The sequence below is a fragment of the Shewanella sp. N2AIL genome, assembly GCF_022690845.1.
Taxonomy (GTDB): Bacteria; Pseudomonadota; Gammaproteobacteria; order Enterobacterales; family Shewanellaceae; genus Shewanella; species Shewanella baltica.
Window position 1 is genome coordinate 19832 of the sequence record NZ_JALBYT010000023.1, and the last position, 23648, is coordinate 43479.

The following is a 23648-nucleotide window of genomic DNA, read 5'->3' on the forward strand; positions in this document are numbered from 1 at the left end:
TTTCATATATTATTAAAACCTACAAGATTGAGAGCTTAAATTCCAAATATGAAACTTAATTATTCCTTAGACGATATGCGCCTATTTTGGGTGGTGGCACAACAAGGGAGCTTTAAGCTCGCGGCGCAACACTTAGGCATTCCACCTTCAACCTTAAGTCGTCGAATCAATCTGTTAGAACAATCATTAGGCCTGCGTTTACTGCACAGAGACGCACATAGAGTCAACCTTACCGCCACAGGTCAGCGTTATCTCGAACGCTGCGGCCCGCTGTTTATCGAGTTAAACCAGGTATCCGGTGAGTTGCATGCGGATAAACATCAAGCGGTTGGCAAACTGCGGATCTCGGCGCCCATTAACACTACCTATCGCTGGCTAGGTGAATCACTCAACGCCTTCCAACGGCATTATCCCAATATCGACATCGATTTAAGCCTGTCGAACATGAATATCGATGTCAGTGAAAACGCCATCGATATCGCCTTTCGAGTGGGTGAACCTAAAGATCCCGATTGGATTGCAAGGCCGCTCACCACGATTAGCTTTGTGCTTTGCGCCAGCACATCGGCAACCCAGTGGCATGCACTGCAAGCCATAGAAGCACTCGAACAGCATCCAGTTATCATCGCAAAGCCCGTAAAAACATGGCGCTTACAGCACAATATCACAGGGCAAGATTTCGAGTTTGAGCCGAGGGGGAACATCAAATTAGCCGTCGATGATATGGCGATCGCCAGTCAGGCTGTAGTGGCGGGACTCGGTATTGGACTATTGCCCATCAGCATGGCGAGTGAACAGATACAAAGCGGCAAGCTCGTTCAAATACTGCCAGAATGGCAAGGTATTCCGCGCACCGCCTACTTGATGTATCGCGATCGGGACAACTTACCCTTGCAGGTCAGACTGTTAATTGATTTTATGTTGGCAAATCCACCCGAGGCTTATTGAGCCATTCAGGTATGAGTCTGCGGCGTATCGACTCAGTAAACGCCTAGAGCGCTAAATCAAGCTGAGTCTGGGCATTTAGGATTTCGGGCACTGCGAGGATAGAATCGGCGAGGCCGACCGAAATACCTAATAGGCGAATGCCGCGACCCTCTTGCCTTGCCATCGCCTGTGCGAGTAGATCATAAAACATCACAATCGAGACTTCATCGCTACGATGCTCAATGGTGGTTTGTTTGAAATCATTAAACTTGAGTTTGACCACTTGCTTGTGAATTTTGCGCTCTTTAGCGCTGCGGCTCAAACGTAGGGCTAATTCTTGGATCAACCCCGGCATCACTTGCTGGCACTGCTCTAGGCTATAAATATCCTTTGCCAGCGTAGTTTCAACACCCACTGATTTACGCTCTCTGTCGGCGGAAATGCCCCGCTCATCGATGCCTTGGGAACGCTCAATCAGCACGCCACCAAACTTGCCGAATCGCGCCAATAACTCAGGTTTAGAATAGGCTTGCACATCACCACAGGTATTGAGCCCAAGCGAGGAGAGCTTTTCGGCGGTGACTTTGCCGACACCGGGAATTTTACGCAGCGATAAGGTTTTAACAAAATCAGGGAGTGTCTCAGGGGTAATCACATATTGGCCGTTTGGCTTATTCAAATCCGAGGCAACTTTAGCCAAAAACTTCACAGGTGCTATGCCTGCCGAAGCGGTTAACCCAGTTTCGGCTAAGATATCGCTGCGAATGGCCTGCGCAATCAAGGTCGCCGAGCCCTTATATTGTTGGCACTCACTCACGTCTAAATAGGCTTCATCTAAGGACAACGGCTCAATCAATGGGGTATAGCGGGAGAAAATTTCACGAATTTGCAGTGAGACATCTTTATAAACCTGCATCCGCCCAGGAACCAAAATGAGATCGGGACACAACTTAAAGGCATAAGCGGTCGCCATCGCCGAACGCACACCGAATTTACGTGCCTCGTAACTGCAAGTGCTAATAACACCACGACGATCGCTGCTGCCGCCCACAGCTAAAGGCTTGCCACGGTATTCGGGAAAGTCGCGCATTTCCACTGCCGCAAAATAGCAGTCCATATCGATGTGAATAATTTTTCGCACGTTGAATTCCTCCAACGCCAAAATACTGTATATAAAAACAGTAATCAAGTGTTCGTCATCAATTTAGCGAGGATCGGGCGGGAAACCTAAAATTAAAAGGAGCCTAAGCTCCTTTTGTGAGTGCACTATGAGTGATGCCGTGATTGAGCTGATGGTCAGTGAGCAAATAGTTCACTGACCAACTCAGGCTTAAATCTTAAATTGGCCGATATTGCGAGTAAGTGCGCGGGTCATATCCTCAAAGCCTTGCAAGCTTTGCGACAAGTCCTGACTCGAAAGCAAAGACTGATCCGACAACCCCCGCACATTATCGACATTGAGCGCCACTTCCTCGGCTGCCACGGCTTGCTGATCGATTGCTACGGTTATTTCAACCGTTTGCTGTTGGATTGACATAATCGCCGTGGCAATATCATTCAGTGCCGCTTCGACCTGAGTCGTTAACTCTTGCCCCGCTTTCGCTTGCTCAACGCCCGATTCCATCACTTGCTCGGCCTGCAATGCGCTTTGTTGCAAGGTTTGGATAATGCCTTGAATGTTAGCGGTAGAATCTTGGGTACGCGATGCCAACGTGCGCACTTCGTCTGCCACCACAGCAAAGCCACGGCCTTGCTCACCCGCACGCGCCGCTTCAATTGCTGCGTTAAGGGCTAATAGATTAGTTTGCTCGGCAATGTTACGGATCACGCTCAAGACTTCACCGATTTGCTCTGAGCTATTGCGTAAGTGTTTAATCACTTTCGCCGCCGCAATCACTTGTTGCGACAGTGCCTTCATCCCTTCGGTCGCACGGGAAACAATCTGTGTACCATCGTAGGCTTGAGTTTGCGCCTTCTGAGCAAAATCATTCGCCCTCTGGGCACTGACAGCCATTTCTTGACTGGTTTGCGCCATTTGCGTTGCAGCGGTAGCAACCGAATCTATCTGCTGCTTCTGCGATGAGACCGACGACACGGCTAAATCGCAAATCTGCCGCGCATCAATAACACCCGTGCCTACCTCTTGGGTTAAACTGCGCGTATCCAACAGCATGTGCTGCACTTTCTCGGCAAAGCGATTAAAGGCATCGCCAAGTTTGCCTAACTCGTCTTCTCGATCCATTAGAATACGTTTTGATAAATCACTGTCACCTTCGGCAATATCTTCCATCGCATCCAATAAATTAGCGAGTTGACGTCTAAAGGGTAGCAACATCAACCATACCGTCACCCCCATTAGCAGCATGATACCTATGGCGACCATACTCGCATTCCAGAACGTAGCGGTCACTGGCGCTTCAATCACTTCGTGGGGCAACATAAAGGCTAAGTGCCACTTTTGTTTGGGATAATCGCCGCCCACAGTCACAAAGCTCACCCGCTGGGGCACGCCATTGAACGTAACGTTAGCAAACCCTTGCGCTTCCCTTTGCATCTGTTGTCTTAATGCCGAAAACCCTGAGGTCTGCTTAAACTGAGTGTCCACTTGATTTGCCAAAGAACCCGGCGGGAAACGTTCTGAAAAACCAGGGAAATACACCAACTTGCCTTCGTCTGTCATCAAGAAAGCTTGGCCAAAGTCACGGTATTTGATCGGTGCCAGCAGGGATTTACCAATAGTATCAATCAAAATATCCATGCCGCCGATCCCAATCAGCTCACCATTGGCAGCATAAACAGGGGTTTTAACCGTGGCAGAAATTGAACCATCGTTCGCATCGACCGCAGGATCGCCAACAAACAAGCCACGCTGGTCAATCGCCTCCTGCCACCAAGGTCGTTTGTTGGTGTAGTAATCTGGGTCGCCATCGAAGCGGCCATTAAGGTCAAAGTACTCGAAGGTATTGGCCGAGCCAAAAAACACCGACTTAACATCGCTATCGCGATCGGAGAAAGACTTAAAGTAAGCAATAATGTCTTGATAATGGCGATCAGCCGCGAGATGACTGCCACGGGCGTGATACTGAGTAAACCATTTGACTAAACCCGGCTCGGCAAACACTGAATGGATCACTTGGCCCTTAGCAATAAAGTAACCGCTAATCTCATTGGCTTTTAAGGCAACTAACGCCGAAATATCCGCATCGACCTGCTTTCGCGTGTTATCACTTTCTTTCGTCACCAACAAAGCGGCGACTAAGGTAAGCAGTACAGCAAGCGCTCCAACGATAGTCACCACTAACTGCAAACTTAGAGAACGTTTCATATATCCCATCAATCTTCCCGTCTGGCTGGCCAACAAGTTAACAATATGGCTCGCAAAAATAGTTTTACACGGTAACAATTTTTACCTGTTAACAACAGATGAAATCGCCATAAAAAACGTAAATAAGTATTTGTAAAGAAAGGATATTGGCCTTATAACAGGATTCGCTAAATTTAAGATGTTTTGCAGAGGATGAGTTTGTAGAGGCAGAGTTTTACAGTCAGATAGACTATATACAGATTGGATTAATAGGAAGCGGTAGAAATAGGATCAGCGAGACACTCCCGCTGATCTCGATTTAGTGATTACATCTTAGTTTGTAGGTAGTTTTGTAGCCCAACACGGTCGATAAGTCCGAGTTGTTTTTCGAGCCAATACATGTGGTCCGACTCAGTATCGTCGAGTAATACTTCGAGGATTTCGCGGGTTTGGTAATCTTGCTTCTGCTCACACAGGGCAATCACTTGGCGCAAATCGTCCGCGACCTTGTACTCGTAGGCGAGATCATTACGCAGCATCTCTTCCACATCTTTACCTATGTTCAACGCCTCACGGGCGGCAACATTAGGCGTTCCTTCGAGGAATAAAATACGCTGTACTAATTTGGCCGCATGGGCTTTTTCATCATCGGACTCATGGGCGATGCGCTCATAGAGTTCATTCAAGCCCCAATCTTCGTACATATGGGCATGGACAAAATATTGATCCATTGCCGAGAGTTCTCCCGTTAGGAGTCGATTTAACGCATCGATGACGTCTTTATCGCCTTTCATATTCCGCTCCTATTGGTCGCTAATTTGCGATTGTAGATAATTTTGAATCCCGGTTAGCGTAATGAGCTCTTGCTGCGACTCAAGCCAATCTAAGTGTTCTTCCTCGTCTTCAAGGATGTCTTCCAGCAGATCGCGGCTCACATAGTCTTGCTCGGCTTCACATAGGTTAATGGCATCACGCAGCAATGTCAGTTGCTCTTGCACCATGGCCAGATCGCAGTCGAGCATTTCTTGGCTATGTTCACCAATGCGAAGTTTCTCGAGTTGCTGCAAATTTGGGAGACCCTCCAAAAACAACACGCGCTCGATGAGCTTATCGGCGTGCTTCATATCTTGGATGGATTTTTTGTATTCGACGTGATTGAGTTTCTCTAAGCCCCAATGTTTAAACATGCGGGCATGGAGGAAATATTGATTGATGGCGGTCAACTCACAGGTAAGCACCCGATTCAGTTGCCCAACCACTTTAGGATGACCTTTCATAAGTTACTATCCTTGGTAAGCGTGAAAAAGATTGATCTAAATCAAGCTTCTAGCCTAGTACAATTTACCCATCAACTCAAATTATCTTTATATTTCACAAACTTAATGATGAAAAGCATTCTCATTCCTGCTTAGATTAACGCGCTATCTCCCTCATAACCCAAGGATAAATTTAATTGGATGGTCTAGCTTGATAAGTTTCATGCAAAAAAATAGCCTCCAGATGGGAGGCTATTGTCGAAACAGACGATTGAGAGAATATTAAATAATACGATCTTTGGTTAACTTCTCACGGCGCGCTTCTTCAGCGGCCATACGACGTTTACGTTTGTCACAAGGGTCATCACAATCACACGCTTTCTCAATCCCTAGAACACCTAAACCGCCACAGCTTCCTTCGACGGCTTTGCGCTTGATGAGATAACCTATCGACATCAGCAAAAAGAACAGTAATAAAACTACAAATGCCGCGATAAAAGTGCTCATGTTAACTCCAACTACTTAAGGAAAGGCTTGAAGGCGTCACTGTAATAGACTTTAAATCCTTCGCCTTGCTTTTCAATTAGCATTATCGCCAAGTGTTCCTTCTTGGCAAGCTCCAATGATGCTTCTGTACCTAAAACCATCATAGCCGTCGCAAAACCATCGGCAGTCATGCAATTCTGATGCAATACGGTCACAGATGCTAGCTTATGATTGATTGGCAAACCGGTACGTGGATCAATTATATGGGTAAAACGTTGGCCGTCTTCCTCATAATAATTACGATAATCGCCCGAGGTCGCCATCGCCATAGTCCCTGGTGAGATAACCTGCTGTACGGCTTCAGAGCCATCATCGGTCGGTTGCTCTATGGCAACGCGCCAAGAGCTACCATCGCCTTTAGCACCTTTAATGCTCAGTTCACCGCCAATTTCAACTAAATACCCAGTCGCGTGGTATTTATCGAGAATGGAAGCCACTTTATCAACCCCAAACCCTTTGGCGATTGATGACAGGTCTACGTACAAATGCGCATTATGCTTACTTAAACGATGACCTTCTATCGAAAGCTCACTAATACCGGTTTTGGCTTTCGCCGCATCGATATCGGCCTGAGTCGGAACCTTAGTTGGACGCTTATCAGGACCAAATCCCCACAGGTTAACTAAAGGACCTAAGGTAATATCAAGTGCCTTATCCGTCACTTGATATAAGCGTATTCCCTCTTGCACCACTTTGATGGTATCCGCTGAAACTTCAACGCTTTGCTCCAATGGCAATTGGTTGAAACGGGATAATTCTGAATTTGGGCGATACGTCGACATCTGGTCATTGACTAGCTCAAGGGCTAAATCAATTTCCGCTTGAAGTAATTGCGCCGTCGGCATCAGCTCATTCGGCACGACTTTAATGTGATAAGTCGTCCCCATAGTGCTGCCCGCTAATGAAATGACCTCATTCTGCTTTGAGCAGGCTGAAACAAAAAAGGCCAGCCCTACGAGGACTAGCCAGTTAAATGAATGCTTTAATACTGAGGTATTGATCTTTAAGGTCTGAAACATAGTGACCTACTACTCTTATTTGGGCCCTTAAATGCAAAAGTTGCAGATGAGAGATTATCCTCAACATCTGCAACTTTTCTATCTAGGACTAATGAACATTAGCCGCCGAAGTCATCTAACAAGATGTTTTCGTCTTCGACACCAAGATTTTTCAACATACCAATTACGGCAGCGTTCATCATTGGAGGTCCACACATGTAGAACTCACAATCTTCTGGTGCATCATGGTTTTTCAGATAGTTTTCATACAATACGTTATGAATAAAACCTGTGTAACCATCCCAGTTATCCTCTGGTTGAGGATCTGAAAGGGCCACATGCCATACGAAGTTATCATTCTCAGCCGCAAGGCCGTCGAAATCTTCTACGTAGAACATTTCACGTTTAGAACGTGCACCGTACCAGAAGCTCATCTTACGTTTAGACTGAAGACGCTTCAGTTGGTCGAAGATGTGCGAACGCATTGGCGCCATACCCGCACCACCGCCGATAAACACCATTTCTGCATCGGTATCTTTCGCGAAGAATTCACCGAATGGGCCAGAAATTGTCACTTTATCGCCAGCTTTTAAGCTCCAAATGTAAGATGACATCTTACCGCAAGGCAGAGTCAGGTTACGTGGTGGAGGCGTAGCAATACGCACGTTCAGCATAATAATACCGAACTCTTCTGGGTAGTTAGCCATTGAGTATGCGCGAATCGTTTCTTCATCAACCTTAGATTCAAGATTGAAGAAACCGAAGTGTTCCCAGTCGCCACGGTATTGTGCAGGTACGTCGAAATCTGCATATTTAACATGGTGAGCAGGTGCTTCGATTTGAATATAACCGCCAGCACGGAAAGGTACAGATTCGCCATCAGGAATTTGCAGCTTCAGTTCTTTAATGAAAGTGGCTTTGTTATCGTTAGAGATAACTTCACATTCCCATTTTTTGATACCGAAGATTTCTTCGTCAAGCTCGATTTCCATATCGTTCTTAACGTTAACCTGACAAGAAAGACGACAGCCTTTACGGGCATCACCTTTGCTAATGTGGTCAAGTTCTGTTGGCAGAATATCACCGCCGCCAGACTTAATCACTACGCGACATTGGCCACATGAGCCACCGCCACCACACGCACTCGATACAAAGATACCGCTGTTAGCCAAAACGCCTAACAACTTACCGCCAGCACCGGTTGTAATTGCTTTTTCAGGATCGTCATTAATGCCGATCGTGATGTCACCGCTAGCCACTAACTTAGACTTAGCGAATAAAATCACTAATACCAAGATGAGGACGATAGCAGTAAACATACTCACACCGAGGTAAACCTCGAGCGGAGTAGATTTAAAAATACCAAGAATATCCATTAACTTATCCTTAGAAGGTCCAATTCAAGAAGCCGTTATGTGTCTCTTACAGAGACACACCAGAAAACGACATGAAACCTAAGGCCATCAAACCAGCAGTGATAAAGGTAATCCCTAAACCACGTAGGCCGTTAGGCACGTCGGCATACTTCAGCTTCTCACGGATACCGGCCATCAATACGATAGCTAATGCCCAACCCACTCCTGAGCCGAAACCAAACACCACACTCTCGCCTAACTTGTAGTCACGCTCAACCATGAATGATACCGCACCGAAAATCGCGCAGTTCACTGTGATCAAAGGTAAGAAAATACCTAATGCGTTGTACAAAGGTGGAAAGTACTTGTCCAGTGCCATTTCCAGAATTTGAACCAAAGCCGCAATCACACCGATAAAGGTAATGAATTTCAAGAAGCTTAAGTCAGCTTCAGGTGCGCCAGCCCAAGCAAGTGCACCAGGAGCAAGCAGCCCTTGATAGATAACTTGGTTTGCTGGGACAGAGATAGTTAACACTACAACTACCGCAATCCCTAGGCCCATGGCTGTGGTGACTTTCTTAGACACAGCCAAGAAAGTACACATACCTAGGAAGAAGGCCAGTGCCATGTTTTCAATGAAAACAGAGCGAATTAACAGGCTAATATAATGTTCCATCGCACTTACCCTTTTGCTTCAACTTGCTCTGGCTTATAGGTACGAATAATCCAAATCAGAACACCGATCAGGAAGAACGCACTCGGAGGCAGTAGTAGCAGACCGTTTGGTTGGTACCAGCCGCCATCAGAGATCTTGTGCAGGATTTCAACACCGAACAGAGAACCGTTACCAAACAGTTCACGTACGAAGCCAACAGCTAACAGAATCGCACCGTAACCTAAACCGTTACCGATACCATCCATAAAGCTCATCATTGGCGGTGTTTTCATCGCGTAAGCTTCGGCACGACCCATTACGATACAGTTCGTAATAATCAGACCGACGAATACCGACAGCTGCTTAGAGATCTGATAAGCATAAGCCTGCAGCAATTGGTCAACCACGATTACCAAAGAGGCAATAATGGTCATCTGTACGATAATACGCACACTGCTTGGAATATGATTACGGATCATTGAGATAAACAGGTTCGAAAACGCTGTTACCGCAGTTAACGCCAACGCCATTACCAGTGCAGTTTCGAGCTTGCTCGTTACCGCTAATGCACTACATACACCAAGTACTTGTAAAGCAATCGGGTTGTTGTTGACTATAGGTCCGGTCAGAACCTGTTTCAGTTCTTTAGCGTCAGACATTAGTTGAGACCTCCATTGCGTGCTTTTTCAATGAAACTCGCAAAACCTTCTTTCCCTAACCAGAATGTCAGTGAATGTTGCACACCATTACTCGTTAAGGTTGCGCCAGATAATGCGTCTACACCGTATTCAGTGCTAGCAACAGCTGGGTTTTTAGTTACGCTGATAGCAATGTTACCTTGCTCATCAAATAACTTTTTGCCATGCCATTTCGCTTTCCACTGAGCATTTTGCACTTCGCCACCTAAGCCCGGCGTTTCGCCTTGCTCATAGTAGACTAAGCTTTGCACTGTGTTTAGATCAGCATCCATAGCAAGGAAGGCATACATAGTAGACCAAAGGCCATAACCATGGATTGGCAGGATCACACTCGTTAATTTGCCTTGTTCATCACGAACAAGATAAACCACAGCGTTATCCGCTACACGTTTCACTGAAGCAATGTCGTTCTCAGGTACAAATGAGGTTTTCACATCACGAGACGCTTTACGTTGATCAAAAGTGTCAGCATTAACACCCTCAACCCATGCACCCGTTTTTAAATCGACCAGTTTAGCTTCGATGTGTTTGCCGTATGTATCCAGAATTTGCGCTTTGGTGACCTTGCCAGCTTTAGTATCGATAAGACCAGCGGCTTCCAGAATGTACTTTTGCTTATCGAGCAGTTTATTTTCTGCTTGAGTCGGTCTCAGTAACACTGCTGCAGTAGACACAAATATCGCACAAATTAGACATAGGCCAACGACGATAAATAAGGTTCTGCCGAACGAATCTTTATTACTAGCCACGGGCAATCCTCCGCTTGATATTTGCCTGAACCACGAAGTGGTCGAACAATGGCGCGAACAAGTTAGCAAACAGAATTGCCAACATCATGCCTTCAGGGAATGCAGGGTTAATCACGCGGATAAACACAGCCATTGCACCGATCAAGATACCGTATGCCCATTTAGCTTGGTTAGTGAATGACGCTGACACTGGGTCTGTCGCCATAAACATCATGCCAAACGCAAAACCACCTAACACTAAGTGCCAGTACCAAGGCATTGCAAACATTGGGTTAGTGTCGCTACCGACAACGTTCAGCAGAGTAGAAATGGCAATCATACCGACCATTACACCGCCAACGATGCGCCATGAAGCGATACGCGTGTAGATGATGACCAAACCACCTAACAGAATCGCTAATGTAGACACTTCACCAACTGAACCTGGAATGAAACCGAAGAACGAATCCCACCAGTTTTGGTTAATTGCGTAATCTAATGTGCCCGCAGCAGCTTGGCTCAGTGCAGTCGCACCTGAGTAGCCGTCAGCCACAACCCATGAGGTATCACCCGACATGTTCAACGGATAAGCGAAGAACAGGAAGGCACGACCCGCTAGTGCTGGGTTTAAGAAGTTACGCCCTGTACCACCGAACACTTCTTTCGCCACGACCACACCGAAGGTGATACCCAGCGCCACCATCCATAATGGGATAGTTGCTGGCAGCGTTAAAGCGAACAGGATAGAGGTAACGAAGAAACCTTCGTTGACTTCATGGCCACGGATAGAGGCAAACAGCACTTCCCAGATACCACCGACGGCGAAGGTCACCGCGTAGATAGGTAGGAAGAAACAGGCGCCATACCACATTAGCGCAGGCCAGCCAGAGTTTGCCGTCAGTTCGGTACCGAACATGCTGAACAAGCTCACTTGCCATACGTCAGGGGTAGCAAAACCAGCCACTAAAGCTAATTGAGCTTGTAAACCTACGTTGTACATACCCACGAACATCGCTGGGAAAGCACAAGCCCAAACCGTAATCATCATACGTTTTAGGTCGAGGTTATCGCGAACGTGGGTTTTGCCCTTGTTCACTTTACCTGGGGTATAAAAAATTGTGTATGCCGCTTCGAATAGGGCATAAAACTTTTCGTATTTACCGCCTTTTTCAAAGTCGGGTTCAATACGTTCGAAAAAATCTTTCAAGCTCATTAGCCTTCCCTCTCGATCGTATCTAGACAGTCACGCAGATATGAACCGTAGTCATACTTGCCTGGACATACGAACGTACACAGTGCGAGATCTTCTTCATCTAACTCTAACGCGCCTAAAGTGGCAGCACCGTCAAAGTCACCTGAAATTAAGTCACGCAACAACATAGTAGGAAGAATGTCCAATGGCATTACACGCTCATAGTTACCAATTGGCACCATAGCGCGGTCTGAACCACCTGTACTGGTCGTCATACTGAACAGACGAGAAGGAGCAAGATGTCCTAAGAATGCACGAGTGATAGAATATTTGTCTGAGCCTGGTAATACCCAGCCTAAAAATTCTTTCTCTGTACCTTCTTCTAACAGACTTACTTGAACATGGTAACGACCTAAATACCCTTGTGGGCCAACGGCTGTACGACCATTCAGAACAGAGCCTGAAATCAGACGAACATTGCCATCTAAGGCTTCACCTGCGGTTAATTCAGTCATGCTCGCGCCCACAACAGTGCGTACGAGTCTTGGCTTAGCCGCTTTAGGGCCTGCGATCGCAATAACACGTTCGGTATTGAGTTCACCCGTCGTAAATAGCTGACCAATTGCTATTACATCTTGGTAACCAATATGCCAAACGGTACGTTTTGCAGAGGCAGACAATAAGAAGTGAATATGAGTACCGACTAATCCTGCAGGGTGCACACCAGCAAATTCTTCAACTTGGGCGTTTGCGGCAGGAATATCAGCGCCAGGCGCTTTACAAAGGTAAACTTTACCGTCAGTAAGTCTTGCTAAGACCTTAAGACCATTAGCAAAATCTTCTTTATGCTCACGGATCACCACAACGGGATCAGCGGCAAGAGGTTGAGTATCTATTGCGGTTACAAAAATACCAGCAGCAGAAGAGTCTACAGCAGGAACTTTGCTAAAAGGACGAGTACGCAATGCTGTCCATAAACCTGATTCGATCAGATTGTCACGGACTAACTGCGAGTCGAGCGTATCGAGTGCAGTGGCATCATATTTAGCAAAGGCAACGCTTTCGTTTCCTTCCACTGCAATGACAACAGACTGCAGAACACGCTGGGCGCCCCGGTTAATGTCTAATATAGTACCACTGGCTAAAGCCGTATATTTAACGCCTAAATTCTTCTTATCTTCAAAAAGAACCTGGCCTTTTTGTACTTTATCGCCCACTTTGATTTTCATCGTTGGACGTAAGCCAATATACTCTTCACCCAAAGTAGCTACATGTTTAATGGCTGGGCCATTATGGATAACTTGCTCTGGTCCGCCTGCTATAGGCAGTTCCAATCCTTTCTTAATTGTAATCATATCCACAAGCACTACGTTTGAAGGAAAGACAATGCGCCGCGTTCCTGCTAAATACTTAGGTTTTAAACAAAACCTACTGCATTGAGCTAGCGCAGATTTATCACAGAAATGCGATCGCAATCACGCTGGTCGCGCGCATTTTACCCCAATTGACTTGGCATCGCCACGAAAATTATAGGTGATTTCAAACCTAAAATACGGATTGAAAAGAATCATGCGCTACGGCGTTCACCTTCCGACCTAGTGACTGATCAGAAAGAGAGAATATTACGGCCACTGGGTACTATAGCATTAATAATTAAAGATTTAATTTAGCAAAAAGTCGAAACATCCACTAAACGCGTCTTAAATCGATCTTATTTGTTTCAATTGATTTAAATTCAAACGAAATAAAATTCAACTTAAAAGCGCCATTGATAACCTAAATAGCTAATACGTCCATTTTCCGATCGAATTCCGCTATTTGATGCTGTTGTGACTAATGTCTCATCTAAGAGGTTTTCAATCCGAAAATAAATCTCATGGTGACGGTTAAAATGATAATTCGCCGCTAAATCTACCCGCCATTGTGCGGCGACAGGCTGTAATTGGGCGCCGAATTGGCCCATTTCGCGCTCCGATTGATAAAAGACATTCGCATGCAGTTCATATTCTGCATATTTCATCCCAGCACTCAACTGCAGTTGCTGCTCGGGTAACCAGGCCACCCTATCGCCAGCCACGACGCAGCCTTGGATTTCATTGCAGCTATTGGTTTGATACTCGGCATTTGAATACTGATAATTTAACGCTAAAGGTAACTGCACGCTGCCCAGTTCCCACTGATAGCCAAGATTCAGCTCAACTCCTTTGGTCAGCACATCCACGACATTGCCTTGAACCCACAAACGACTGTCGGCACATTGGGTATACGCATCGCAATTGACATGCAGATTATCAAAATCTTGGACGTAGGTTTTGATGTCTGCACTAAAATGCTCGCTGGCATATTGGGCGCTGACTTGATATTGCAGCGACACTTGTGCCTCTTGCTCAATATTCCCCGCACTCGCGGCGGTCCATGAGCGTCGAATATCCGTACTAAAGCGCCAATCTCCAGCATGATATAAAACGCCAAGTTGTGGCATCCAATCACTGTCGGAAAAATCTGCAGCTTCGAGTCCGGCGTAAGCTAAATTGACCTTGCGATTAACGTCCACTTTTTCATAGGCGAGCGCGAGTTTGAGCTGCAATCCGTCCCAATTAAACAAGGAGTCGATGGCCGAAGTGAATGCCGTCGCATCATCGGTATAAGCCAACAGCGCATTGGGTGCATCACTCACTACACTCAAGTCCTGCTGCCATAGACTCTGCTGATCGCCAAGGTGCATCTCGGCTTTATCCGTATGATAACGAGCGCTATAGCTAATTTGATGGGCGCCATACTGATTCACCGATTCAGTTTGTACCCCAAAGGAGCTGAAATCATTGTCTTGTTGTAATGAGGCGACCGCGACGCCATCGACTGTCGGCTGCCGTTCAAATGCGGCCAGCGCAGCTAAACTCTGGGTATCAAGCACTTGCCCATCAAATTGATTTAGTTGATTTAATTGCTGCGAATAGGATTGATAGTAAAAGTCCGTGATGACCTTATGCCCACCACTAAGCGCAACTTGGTGCGACAGTTGATACTTATGGTGACGCCCTTGATGCTTATCTCCAGCCGTAGCCGAATACAAACTCATCGGGTCTTGTTGCCAATCGGCCTGCGTTAAGCCGAGTTGGGAGCGATAGCTATCATAATCGAGGAACTGGTAGGTAAACTCAGTCACCTGCGGACTTCGGGCACCTAATAAACTCGCAGCATTAATTTTAAATAAGATATCAGTGGTTTGGCGGTCAGTATCTTGACCATTGAGTAAGTGATCGGCGCCGCTACCATCACTGTAGTTAACCGCGAGTATCATGCCGTATTCTTTTTGCTTCACGCCCCAATTCACATCGACACTGTAGTCAGCATCCGTATTGCCTTCGAGCGTTACCTTACTGTTTTCCGCTTGCTCGGCTACAGGTAAGGTTTGATAACTCACCACCCCAAACGCCCCTTGCCCACCAACCGCCATATTCGCCATTGGCGTGACAGTGACACTCTGTTGTTGCAGCAGATTGGGTAATAGTTGTAATTGCGGTGCAGAATAAGGCGCAGGTGAGAAATACACTCTATCTTGCAATACGGCCACGCCTTGACTCGCGCTGCGCATATTAATGCTTGCTGGATTTCCGTTAAGATCTGCAGGTAAAACCGTCAAAGCCGTTAACTGGCCTAACGCTAAACTGTCAGCAGTGGAGTGGAATGTGTCATTGACCTGGTTCAGTTCAAGCATTTGACTGTGGAAATCATCGGCGAACGTTGTGTTAGAACAGGCAAGAGATACAGAAATTGCACAGAGTGATACTGTGAAGTAACGACTAGGCATACCAAGCTCCCAAAAATTTTGTTAGCGTACGGTGTTTTTGTTATTAACTTGTAAAATAGCTGAATTTGTTTGAAAAAAAAAGCGACTCTCGTCGCTTTCTCTCATTAACTTCAGGAAACTGAATTTACTGGCTAGGCACTCTTATACAAGTAAGAGTGCAAACCGTTACAGATTACCTAGAATTTCGTCGCTTAATTTCAAATCATCATTGCGATTCACACTTACGCCAGCCGCAATAATATTACGGGCGATCTCTTGTGCCTGCTCTAATGAATGCATCTCATACGTACCACATTGGTATTCGTTCAGCTCAGGGATTTCTGACTGCTCAACCACTTTAAGCACATCTTCCATCGCAGCTAACCACGCATCGGCCACTTGGCGCTCAGTCGGCTCACCAATCAAACTCATATAAAAGCCGGTACGGCATCCCATTGGCGAAATATCGATGATCTCAACATTGCTACCATTTAAATGGTCACGCATAAAGCCAGCGAATAAGTGCTCCAGAGTGTGAATACCACGCTCACTGAGAATATCTTTATTCGGTGCGCAAAAACGTAGATCAAATACCGTAATCGCATCGCCCTTTGGCGTGCTCATGTGCTTAGCAACACGAACTGCTGGGGCATTCATTCGAGTATGATCAACGGTAAAGCTATCAAGTAATGGCATAGGGATCTCCAAATTCTCAGGGCGATATCAGCGCCACTGTAACTGTCTATTTATGGCTTGCAAGCATAACACCAAATGAATTACGCCGATAACAAGATAATTTAAGATGAAATCATCTCATATAAATCAGCTGTTAATGTGACAGTGAGTGCTAAAAACACCACGCATTTAGTGTTGGCGCTGTTGGCCGTAAGCATCCTCAGATATTTTATGATACTGGCGCACACCTTGCTCGTAGGCGTGATAGGCGGCGTACACTTTGCGCATTAAAGGATCTTGATTAGCTTGCTCTTCAATCACTTGTTTCGAGATTTTCTCAAGTTCCAACAACACTTTCGGTGGAAACGCCTTAAGCACCACCCCTTCATCATTCACTAAGGTTTCAAGGGCGGCCACGTTTCGGGTCGTGTATTCATCGAGCATATCTTGATTAATGGCTCTCGCCGCGACTTTAACTATGGCTTGTAAATCTTGAGGTAAACTCTCGAAGGCGGCTTTATTAATCAAGAATTCCATATTAGAACCCGGCTCATGCCAACCAGGGTAATAGTAGTACTTCGCCACTTTATGTAGACCAAAGGCAAGGTCGTTCAATGGCCCCACCCACTCAGCCGCATCAATCGAGCCAGTTTGTAGCGCACCATAGAGTTCACGCCCCGCCATATTCACAGGAATAGCGCCGACACGCTTTAATACTTCGCCACCCAAGCCCGGCATACGGATCTTCAATCCCTTAAAATCGGCAATCGTATTAATCGGTTTATTGAACCAGCCGCCCATTTGCATGCCCGTATTGCCACCCGCGAGGGGAATGATGCCAAAGGGGCGATACACTTCATCCCACAACGCCATGCCACCGCCGTAGTGTAGCCAGCCGTTCATTTCCTGCGCCGTCATACCAAAGGGAATCGATGAAAAAAACTGCGCAGCGGGCGCCTTACCTTTCCAGTAATAAGAAGCGGCATGGGCCATTTGAATTTTTCCCTGACTCACGCCATCAAAGATGGCAAACGCTGGCATCAATTCCCCCGCGCCATAAACCTGAATTTTTAACCGACCGTTAGACATGTCATCGACTAAATGCGCAAAACGCTCAGGTGCCATACCTAAACCGGGGAAGTTTTTGGGCCAAGAGGTTGCAAGGCGCCATTCAATTGCGGGGATAGCTTGGGGATCATCCGTTGCGGCATGGGAAACGGCTACGCTTTGCGCGTCACTGGCTGCGGGATTACAACCGCTCAGCCCCATCAGCAGCATTAAGACGAGTACACTCCCAAACTTACGCATTTTTAATACTCTCCCTGACATCAAACGAGCCCATGGTTCTAACAGACGTGAACATGCTCTCAGGACAGAGCTCCGCAATCGCATCACCCAAACCCTTAAAATAGAACATATTGTTAACACAGAAACGCCTATAGGGAAACCAGAAACTCGGGCAAGGAAACCAGAAAATGACCTTAGTTTGACTTAAAACAAAAAGCCACTCGATGAGGAGTGGCCTTGGGTTCTAAACTAATTAACTTTGTAGAGCTGATTAATTAGTCTATTGATTAACTGCAATAATTTTTGATTAACCGCGACAATTTGGCGTATTAGGCACTTGCGCATTCGCATCCCACTCACTTTGAGTGAAAGTGTGGATCGACAAGGCATGCACGCCATTAGCTAGCTCATGGGCTAAGTGAGTGTTAACCAATCGATGACGGGCCAAGAGGCGTAAACCATCAAACTGATCGCTCACGAGCACAACTTTGAAATGGGTTTCTGAATTCGGGGGCACATGGTGACGATTACTTTCGTTAATCACTTCTAAGTGCGTCGGCGAGAAGCCTTCGGTTAACTTCTGCGTGATAGTGTTAGCCACTGTGCCCTGGGCATGAGTATTGGACATATTCGAGTCTCAGAATGGGGAAATCCAGTGGCCGCAGAGTACTGCTTCAGGTGGAAAAGATCAAATTCACTTATTCAGTTTGCTGATCTACGACCACATTATATCTCACCTTATTTGGCAGGCAGTCCGCAGCCACAAACAGTTAACAGTAGGCATTTAACAACGGGCATTTAGCCATGGAAATTAACGATGAGTTGTCTAAAGGTGTAGTTCCAGCGGGGCTCTTTTATTTTCAAGCGTTTAGGTAAGCTGTGTAACCAGTCGTTTTGCATGGGCCAATGCATGATCAGCAGATCGCCGCTGTGCAAACTGATGTTGTACTTGGTTTGGCTGTGTTTATGCTTAAGCACAAAATCCCGCGTGGCGCCTAAGGTAATAGACGCAATATGGCTACCATGGGCAATTTCTGGTTCATCATCGCTGTGGGCTCCCATGCAATCTTTACCATCTGCGTAGCGATTGACTAATACCCCATTGCTGGTCAATCCATAATCCCGCGTTAACTTTTCCCTCAACTTATGGGCATATTTAGGCCAAGGTAAGGCGCGGATAAACAGTCCTGAATATAAATAGTCGCAGCCCGAGTCGCCAAACCACACTTGCTGGCGAGGAATAGCGTGAAACTGACCAAAGACTTGGATTTCAGGGCGACTTAAGGGATAGGTCAGCGCTTCTTTCATCAACGCAAGTTGCTGCTCAGCATTAAGATAACCCCGCACTAAGGTGATGGGCGGTATGGGTTGTCCAGTCTTGTTCAAACCGTGATCGGTAAGGTTCAAACTTAGCTGTAAATCAAGACCCGCTTCATCATCAAGCTCAGAAAACAAATCGTAACCTTGGTTGTCACGCCGCTCATTATCTTTAGCCATCAACCTACTTGTCCCCCGCAACTATCGATCCGTTTGCTTGCCGCTGCGTCCATAGCAGGGCTAACATTAGCTCTTGATGCTGAGCCGTCGCACTGCGCCATGAAATCTGCGATAATCTGCGCCTTAATTTATTGGCGCAGTGTGGCACATGACAACACAATTTTCAGTAGCGGGTGTTGAACTCGAACTTTTACGGTATCCAGCTCAGCAAGAATCTAATCTTCAAGCTTGGGATGCCGCCGATGAACACTTACTCAAAAGCCTTATTGAGTCAGAGCAAGCCGCCGTGCCAACCGCCATTATCAACGACAGTTTCGGCGCCTTAAGCTGTGGTGTATCGAAACTGAATCCAAGTTGGTCACTGTGTGTTGAAACCGATGCCAGAACCAGCTTTTTAGGCACAGAGCAAAACCATGGCCGCAATCAGTTGCCGCTGGATAACCTGCAATGGTTTACCAGCCGCGATACCTTGCCAGAAAACTTAGCCTTAGTATTGATGAAGTTGCCTAAGAACTTAAGCTACTTTGCCCACCAGCTAACACGCTTATCGCAAGTGTTACCCGCTGGCACTCGTGTATTAGTGGCAGCCAAAGCCAAATCGATAAATGGCGCCTTGCTCGATGTCTTTGCTAAGCATTTAGGCCCTGCAAGCGCCAGTTTAGCGTGGAAAAACACCCGAGTAATTACCTGTGTCAGCGATGGTAAACCCAGACCATTAGCCAAAGAAGTGACTTGGACCGTACCTGAGTATCAACTTGAGATCAGCAACTTAAGTAATGTGTTTGCCGCCAACAAACTCGATATTGGCGCACGTATCATGCTCGAAAATCTGCCGAAAGGGGATTTCAAGTCGATTGTCGATCTCGGTTGTGGCAATGGCGTGCTGGGATTGCGAACCGCTCAGTTATTCCCTGAAGCTGATATCCACTTTATCGACGATTCTGAAATGGCGGTCGCATCAGCCAAGGCAAACTGGGCGCGTAATCAATTGCCTGCAGATAAAGGCCACTTCTATTGGGACGACTGCATGACGCATCTGCCAGAAGAAGTGCAACCGGATCTGGTGCTATGTAATCCGCCCTTCCATCAAGGCGAAGCCATTACCGATCATATCGCCTGGCAGATGTTTTTAGATGCTCGCCGCCGCTTAAAAGACGGAGGGATTTTACATATCGTCGGCAACCGCCATCTGGCTTACCATGTGAAATTGCAGCGCTTATTTAAAAACTGCACCACAGTCGCCTCCAACGGTAAATTTGTGATCCTGCAGGCGCAAAAGAAATAACCCTGCCGCAATTAGCACTTTAATCAGAGCCAGCAATGTCTGGCTCTTTGTTGAACTAAACCCGCTAAAATATTGTTCTACACCACTATCAGCATTTTCCACATTCGCTATGGCTAGCCGAAATCCCCTGTCGCAAGTACAATCCAATTGCAAAGGTGCTTAAGTCCTTAAATTCTTAAGCGCTGAATGTTTTTAAGCTATTAGGCACTTAACTAGGATTGAGATATGCCGTTAAAGGATGACGTCGCCCAACTAAAAGCTGAGCTGGCACAATTACAGTCGCTGCATTTATCGCAGCAATCTTCGCTCAGCCGTCAATTGGCAGAATTTTCAACTAAGCTCGATACCTTAAGTCAGCAAATTGCGACTGAAGACGCCTCTGATACCAGTCTTAGTATGGCGGCAGATAGTATGACAGCGGGTGCTGCATCGATTGCGGCAGTGATCCCCGCCGCAGGTAACACGCCCGCATTAGCCTATGCGATACACACACCAATCCTTGAGTCCGCTCCCGTAGCGCCAGTTCCTGCAGAACCAAACCCATGGCAGCAAAACGCTGAGCAAGGAGATCCTTGGCAAAGAAACACAAAAAATACCTCAGCAGAACAAGTCGCTAAAACCGAATACCAGGCGCAGGGCCAACAACTGAGTGATGAAGTTAAATTACAGGCAAGCGTACAAGTGGCGAGTCAATTTGACGATCTGTTATCCCAAGGATTAGCGGCCATCATGGCGCCCTTTGGCGCAATTACCGAACAAATCAAATCTTTCTACCATCATTATCAAGCCAAGGGATTAGGCCCGGTCTTTTTGATGACAGTCGCGGGGATCATCACCCTGACCTTAGGCTTTGGTTACTTACTGCAATATTCCATCAACCATTGGTTCTCTGAACTGGGCAAAGCCCTACTCGGGTTTGCCAGTGCGAACGCTATCATAGCCGGCGGGATTTTTATTCGCCAAAAACGCGCGGGCATGGCGGACTTTGGCTCAGGGATAGTCGGATTAGGCCTTATCCTAAACTTTCTCTGCGCTTACTTTATTGGGCCATATTTTGAAATCATCCCCAATAGCGCGAGTTTTATCTTACTGTTAATAATCACTCTGGCAGGTTATGGCCTGTCGATGCGCTTAGATGCCAAAGTCATTGCCGTCATCGCCTTAGTCGGCGGCTCGACCGCGCCTATGATGCTGTTATCCCAAAGCTACGCGCCGCTGCTGTATCTGCCTTATTTACTGCTTATTGGTGCCGGCGCCCTTGCCCAGAGTCGTAAGTTAAAGTGGCCGCTATTAGTGGAAATCACCGCCCTGCTGCACATTGGCTGCATCGAAGCCTTTAGTTATTTTGTGCCATTGCCACTCACCGACTTTGGCGGCGGCAGTCTGCTGGCGCTTATCAGTATTAATGCGACCTTTTATCTCTACGGCATCACCGGCTTAATATTTACCCAGCAGTTTACCCATCAAGATAAACAACCAAGCAATACGCTGAGCCATCGCATACTCGCCTTGCCAATAGCATTGCTCGCCTTTGTGTTATTCGAATTAACGCAATTTACTGAGTTCGCAGGGGAAATCTTTGCGGTCAACGCTCTAATTTGTGCTGCCCTCTATTGGCAGCTAAAAAGCCGCTTAGAAAAAGCCCGCAGCGGCTTATTGTTAGTCTTTGCAGGAAGTTTTGCCGGATTTGCAGCACTGTATTTACTTAGCCATGATTTCCTCGGCTTAGTCTTACTGCTCGAAGCCTTATTACTGTTATGGATTGGCACCAAAGAAGAGCTGGTTTCAGTGCGCACCGAAGCTTATGTATTACTGCTAATGGGATTAGGGTTAAATGCGTTTAGCGTGCTTGATAGCATGGCACTGTTAGAATCCAGCATATTAGATGCCTTGGCAATTTCAGCTTTGTCGGCCTTTGGCGTTTCGCTGATCGCACTAGCCTTAAGTTGCGCCGCCTTAGTCTTTGCCATTCGACTATTAACATTCACAAATGCGCCGCTTTCTGCGTTAGAACATCAGCTTTGCAGAATATTAAAAGAACTATTAAGCGGTTTTTATGTGGCGACAATTATCCTCGCGGCTTACCTTTTGAGCAGCGATTACTATCTCGCTATCTTGCCGCTAGTCAGCCTATTACTACTGTACTTAAGCGCAAAGGACAAACTCGTTGTCAGCGAATTTGCCGCTTGGCTCTTGCTATTGCCACTGCTGTTTAAGGTTGTTGAAGGCATAACGCTCGCGGACAGTTTTAGCTTTAGCGCCCAGCCGCTCATGGCAAAACTGGCACGAATTGAGTTATTTACCGCCTTACTCTTGGCCCATTATTGGTATCGCCGCCACTATAAAGATGCACTATTTGCCAAAGCCGCTTATAGCATGCAAATCTGCTGTTACTTGCTGCTGCCGCTTATTCTGCTGCCTAAAGTTATCCGCAACTATTGGGAATATACCGCTATTGCCCTCTGGCTGAGCACCTTTATGAGCCTAGGTTTAGCCTACTTTGTTAAACATAAGAGTTTGAACATAGAGGCCAAAATCCTCACTTGGCTAGCGGTTCTGATGACCGCCTCGCTATGTCTTATTCACGTTTGGCAAGGACTCGCGGCGCTGGTTATTGGTGCCCTCTTTATGGGCTTCACCCTGCTTCGTTATCGCCAATTACCCGAGACATGGCGCCCCTTACTGCAACTTCAATGGCAACTAAGCCCTTATTACTTTGCACTGGTATTGGCCGTGATCGTTTATGGTTTTAATCATTCAGAGCTAGTAGGAATAGCGATGACAGCGTTAGCCTTAAGTGGTTATTTTGCCTTGCTGCTCCAAAGAGGTGTAAGCCATAGAAGTGCAAGCCAAAGGCCTGTAAGCCAAGCCTCACATAGCATGAAGTTAACCCTAGTTGCCGAAATCCAAGCCGCAATAAAGGAAAGCTACCATCTCGCCTATGGCCTCACTTTAGGCTTAGCCCTGTTGCCCATCATGTTGCATTTTGAGATCATGCTTGGGCTTAATCGTGATAATGCCTCGTTTGTGTTAATCGAGTTTTTATCACTGGCACTACTAGCAAGGCTTATCTTGCAGCACGGCGCAGCAATACGTTTGCATAGACGTATCTTGCCATTACAAGGACTTAAGTGGGGTTGGCATCTGTTACTCGCCTTGAGTTACTTCATGTGGAGTTATAGTTTTGATAGCATGATTGCCGCCCCACTCAGCGCGATTTTATTGGTTATCCATGGCAGTGTGTTGATGTTTATCAGCTTAAAACCACAAAATGCCGATATGATCCGCCTCGCCGCAGGGCTATTTATCCTATCGACGCTCAAGGTGCTATTACTGGATATGGCGTCCTTCGAGCTAGTGCAAAAGGTCATTGCCTTTATGCTGATCGGGGTTATTTTGCTTACCGTTTCTTACTTCTACCAGAAGGCAAGAAATCGATTGCAGCAAGATTAACA

20 protein-coding genes are annotated in these 23648 nt (G+C 46.5%); 3 read left to right on the forward strand and 17 right to left on the reverse strand.

The annotated features are described in order from the left end of the window. Window positions 1–48: 48 nt before the first annotated feature. Window positions 49–948: a LysR family transcriptional regulator gene (locus tag MO387_RS14040; RefSeq protein ID WP_107948837.1), complete on the forward strand. Its 900-nt coding sequence runs from the start codon at window positions 49–51 to the stop codon at window positions 946–948. 43 nt (window positions 949–991) lie between these two features. Here the strand turns inward: MO387_RS14040 and dinB are convergent, their stop codons facing one another. The 17 genes from dinB to MO387_RS14125 form a co-directional block, all read right to left on the reverse strand. Further along, window positions 992–2068, reverse strand: coding sequence for a DNA polymerase IV (gene dinB, locus MO387_RS14045; protein ID WP_107948839.1), 1077 nt, complete (start codon window positions 2066–2068; stop codon window positions 992–994). A gap of 189 nt (window positions 2069–2257) precedes the next feature. Next, the gene (locus MO387_RS14050) at window positions 2258–4261 is read right to left on the reverse strand and encodes a methyl-accepting chemotaxis protein (protein WP_107948841.1); all 2004 of its coding nucleotides are present in this window, start codon (window positions 4259–4261) and stop codon (window positions 2258–2260) included. A 296-nt stretch (window positions 4262–4557) separates the two neighbouring features. Then, window positions 4558–5025, reverse strand: coding sequence for a bacterioferritin (gene bfr / locus MO387_RS14055; protein ID WP_006080476.1), 468 nt, complete (start codon window positions 5023–5025; stop codon window positions 4558–4560). 9 nt (window positions 5026–5034) lie between these two features. Continuing rightward, window positions 5035–5508, reverse strand: a complete 474-nt coding sequence (gene bfr, locus MO387_RS14060) for a bacterioferritin (RefSeq protein WP_106651431.1) — start codon at window positions 5506–5508, stop codon at window positions 5035–5037. A gap of 261 nt (window positions 5509–5769) precedes the next feature. After that, a complete protein-coding gene (gene nqrM / locus MO387_RS14065; RefSeq protein ID WP_063884096.1) occupies window positions 5770–5994 on the reverse strand; it encodes a (Na+)-NQR maturation NqrM in 225 nt (74 codons plus the stop codon). An 11-nt stretch (window positions 5995–6005) separates the two neighbouring features. Continuing rightward, on the reverse strand, window positions 6006–7052 hold the full coding sequence (locus MO387_RS14070) for an FAD:protein FMN transferase (protein WP_107948843.1): 1047 nt from the start codon (window positions 7050–7052) through the stop codon (window positions 6006–6008). Between the two features lie 98 nt (window positions 7053–7150). Continuing rightward, the gene (gene nqrF, locus MO387_RS14075) at window positions 7151–8407 is read right to left on the reverse strand and encodes an NADH:ubiquinone reductase (Na(+)-transporting) subunit F (RefSeq protein ID WP_006080471.1); all 1257 of its coding nucleotides are present in this window, start codon (window positions 8405–8407) and stop codon (window positions 7151–7153) included. A gap of 46 nt (window positions 8408–8453) precedes the next feature. Then, complete coding sequence (gene nqrE, locus MO387_RS14080) at window positions 8454–9062, reverse strand: NADH:ubiquinone reductase (Na(+)-transporting) subunit E (RefSeq protein ID WP_006080469.1); 609 nt, start codon at window positions 9060–9062, stop codon at window positions 8454–8456. A 5-nt stretch (window positions 9063–9067) separates the two neighbouring features. Further along, window positions 9068–9700: an NADH:ubiquinone reductase (Na(+)-transporting) subunit D gene (locus tag MO387_RS14085; protein WP_006080467.1), complete on the reverse strand. Its 633-nt coding sequence runs from the start codon at window positions 9698–9700 to the stop codon at window positions 9068–9070. Next, on the reverse strand, window positions 9700–10488 hold the full coding sequence (locus tag MO387_RS14090; protein ID WP_107948845.1) for a Na(+)-translocating NADH-quinone reductase subunit C: 789 nt from the start codon (window positions 10486–10488) through the stop codon (window positions 9700–9702). Before MO387_RS14090 ends, MO387_RS14085 begins: the two co-directional genes overlap by 1 nt. Then, the gene (locus MO387_RS14095; RefSeq protein ID WP_006080463.1) at window positions 10481–11680 is read right to left on the reverse strand and encodes an NADH:ubiquinone reductase (Na(+)-transporting) subunit B; all 1200 of its coding nucleotides are present in this window, start codon (window positions 11678–11680) and stop codon (window positions 10481–10483) included. The genes MO387_RS14090 and MO387_RS14095 overlap by 8 nt, the downstream gene beginning before the upstream one ends. Next, a complete protein-coding gene (locus MO387_RS14100; protein WP_006083937.1) occupies window positions 11680–13014 on the reverse strand; it encodes a Na(+)-translocating NADH-quinone reductase subunit A in 1335 nt (444 codons plus the stop codon). The genes MO387_RS14095 and MO387_RS14100 overlap by 1 nt, the downstream gene beginning before the upstream one ends. A gap of 401 nt (window positions 13015–13415) precedes the next feature. Then, window positions 13416–15470, reverse strand: coding sequence for a TonB-dependent receptor (locus tag MO387_RS14105; RefSeq protein ID WP_242326346.1), 2055 nt, complete (start codon window positions 15468–15470; stop codon window positions 13416–13418). Window positions 15471–15635: 165 nt separating this feature from the next. Further along, window positions 15636–16145, reverse strand: a complete 510-nt coding sequence (gene luxS / locus MO387_RS14110) for an S-ribosylhomocysteine lyase (RefSeq protein WP_006083939.1) — start codon at window positions 16143–16145, stop codon at window positions 15636–15638. A gap of 168 nt (window positions 16146–16313) precedes the next feature. Further along, window positions 16314–17432 carry a TRAP transporter substrate-binding protein gene (locus MO387_RS14115; protein WP_242326348.1) on the reverse strand — a complete coding sequence of 373 codons (1119 nt, stop codon included), beginning with the start codon at window positions 17430–17432 and terminating at the stop codon, window positions 16314–16316. A gap of 286 nt (window positions 17433–17718) precedes the next feature. Then, the gene (locus tag MO387_RS14120) at window positions 17719–18039 is read right to left on the reverse strand and encodes a BolA/IbaG family iron-sulfur metabolism protein (RefSeq protein WP_107948851.1); all 321 of its coding nucleotides are present in this window, start codon (window positions 18037–18039) and stop codon (window positions 17719–17721) included. A 170-nt stretch (window positions 18040–18209) separates the two neighbouring features. Then, on the reverse strand, window positions 18210–18908 hold the full coding sequence (locus MO387_RS14125; RefSeq protein ID WP_107948853.1) for an alpha-ketoglutarate-dependent dioxygenase AlkB: 699 nt from the start codon (window positions 18906–18908) through the stop codon (window positions 18210–18212). Window positions 18909–19056: 148 nt separating this feature from the next. Here MO387_RS14125 and MO387_RS14130 point away from each other — a divergent pair, with 148 nt between their 5' ends. Both MO387_RS14130 and MO387_RS14135 read left to right on the forward strand, forming a co-directional pair. Continuing rightward, on the forward strand, window positions 19057–20193 hold the full coding sequence (locus MO387_RS14130) for a methyltransferase (RefSeq protein ID WP_107948855.1): 1137 nt from the start codon (window positions 19057–19059) through the stop codon (window positions 20191–20193). 225 nt (window positions 20194–20418) lie between these two features. Then, window positions 20419–23646 carry a DUF2339 domain-containing protein gene (locus tag MO387_RS14135; RefSeq protein ID WP_107948857.1) on the forward strand — a complete coding sequence of 1076 codons (3228 nt, stop codon included), beginning with the start codon at window positions 20419–20421 and terminating at the stop codon, window positions 23644–23646. Window positions 23647–23648 lie beyond the last annotated feature (2 nt).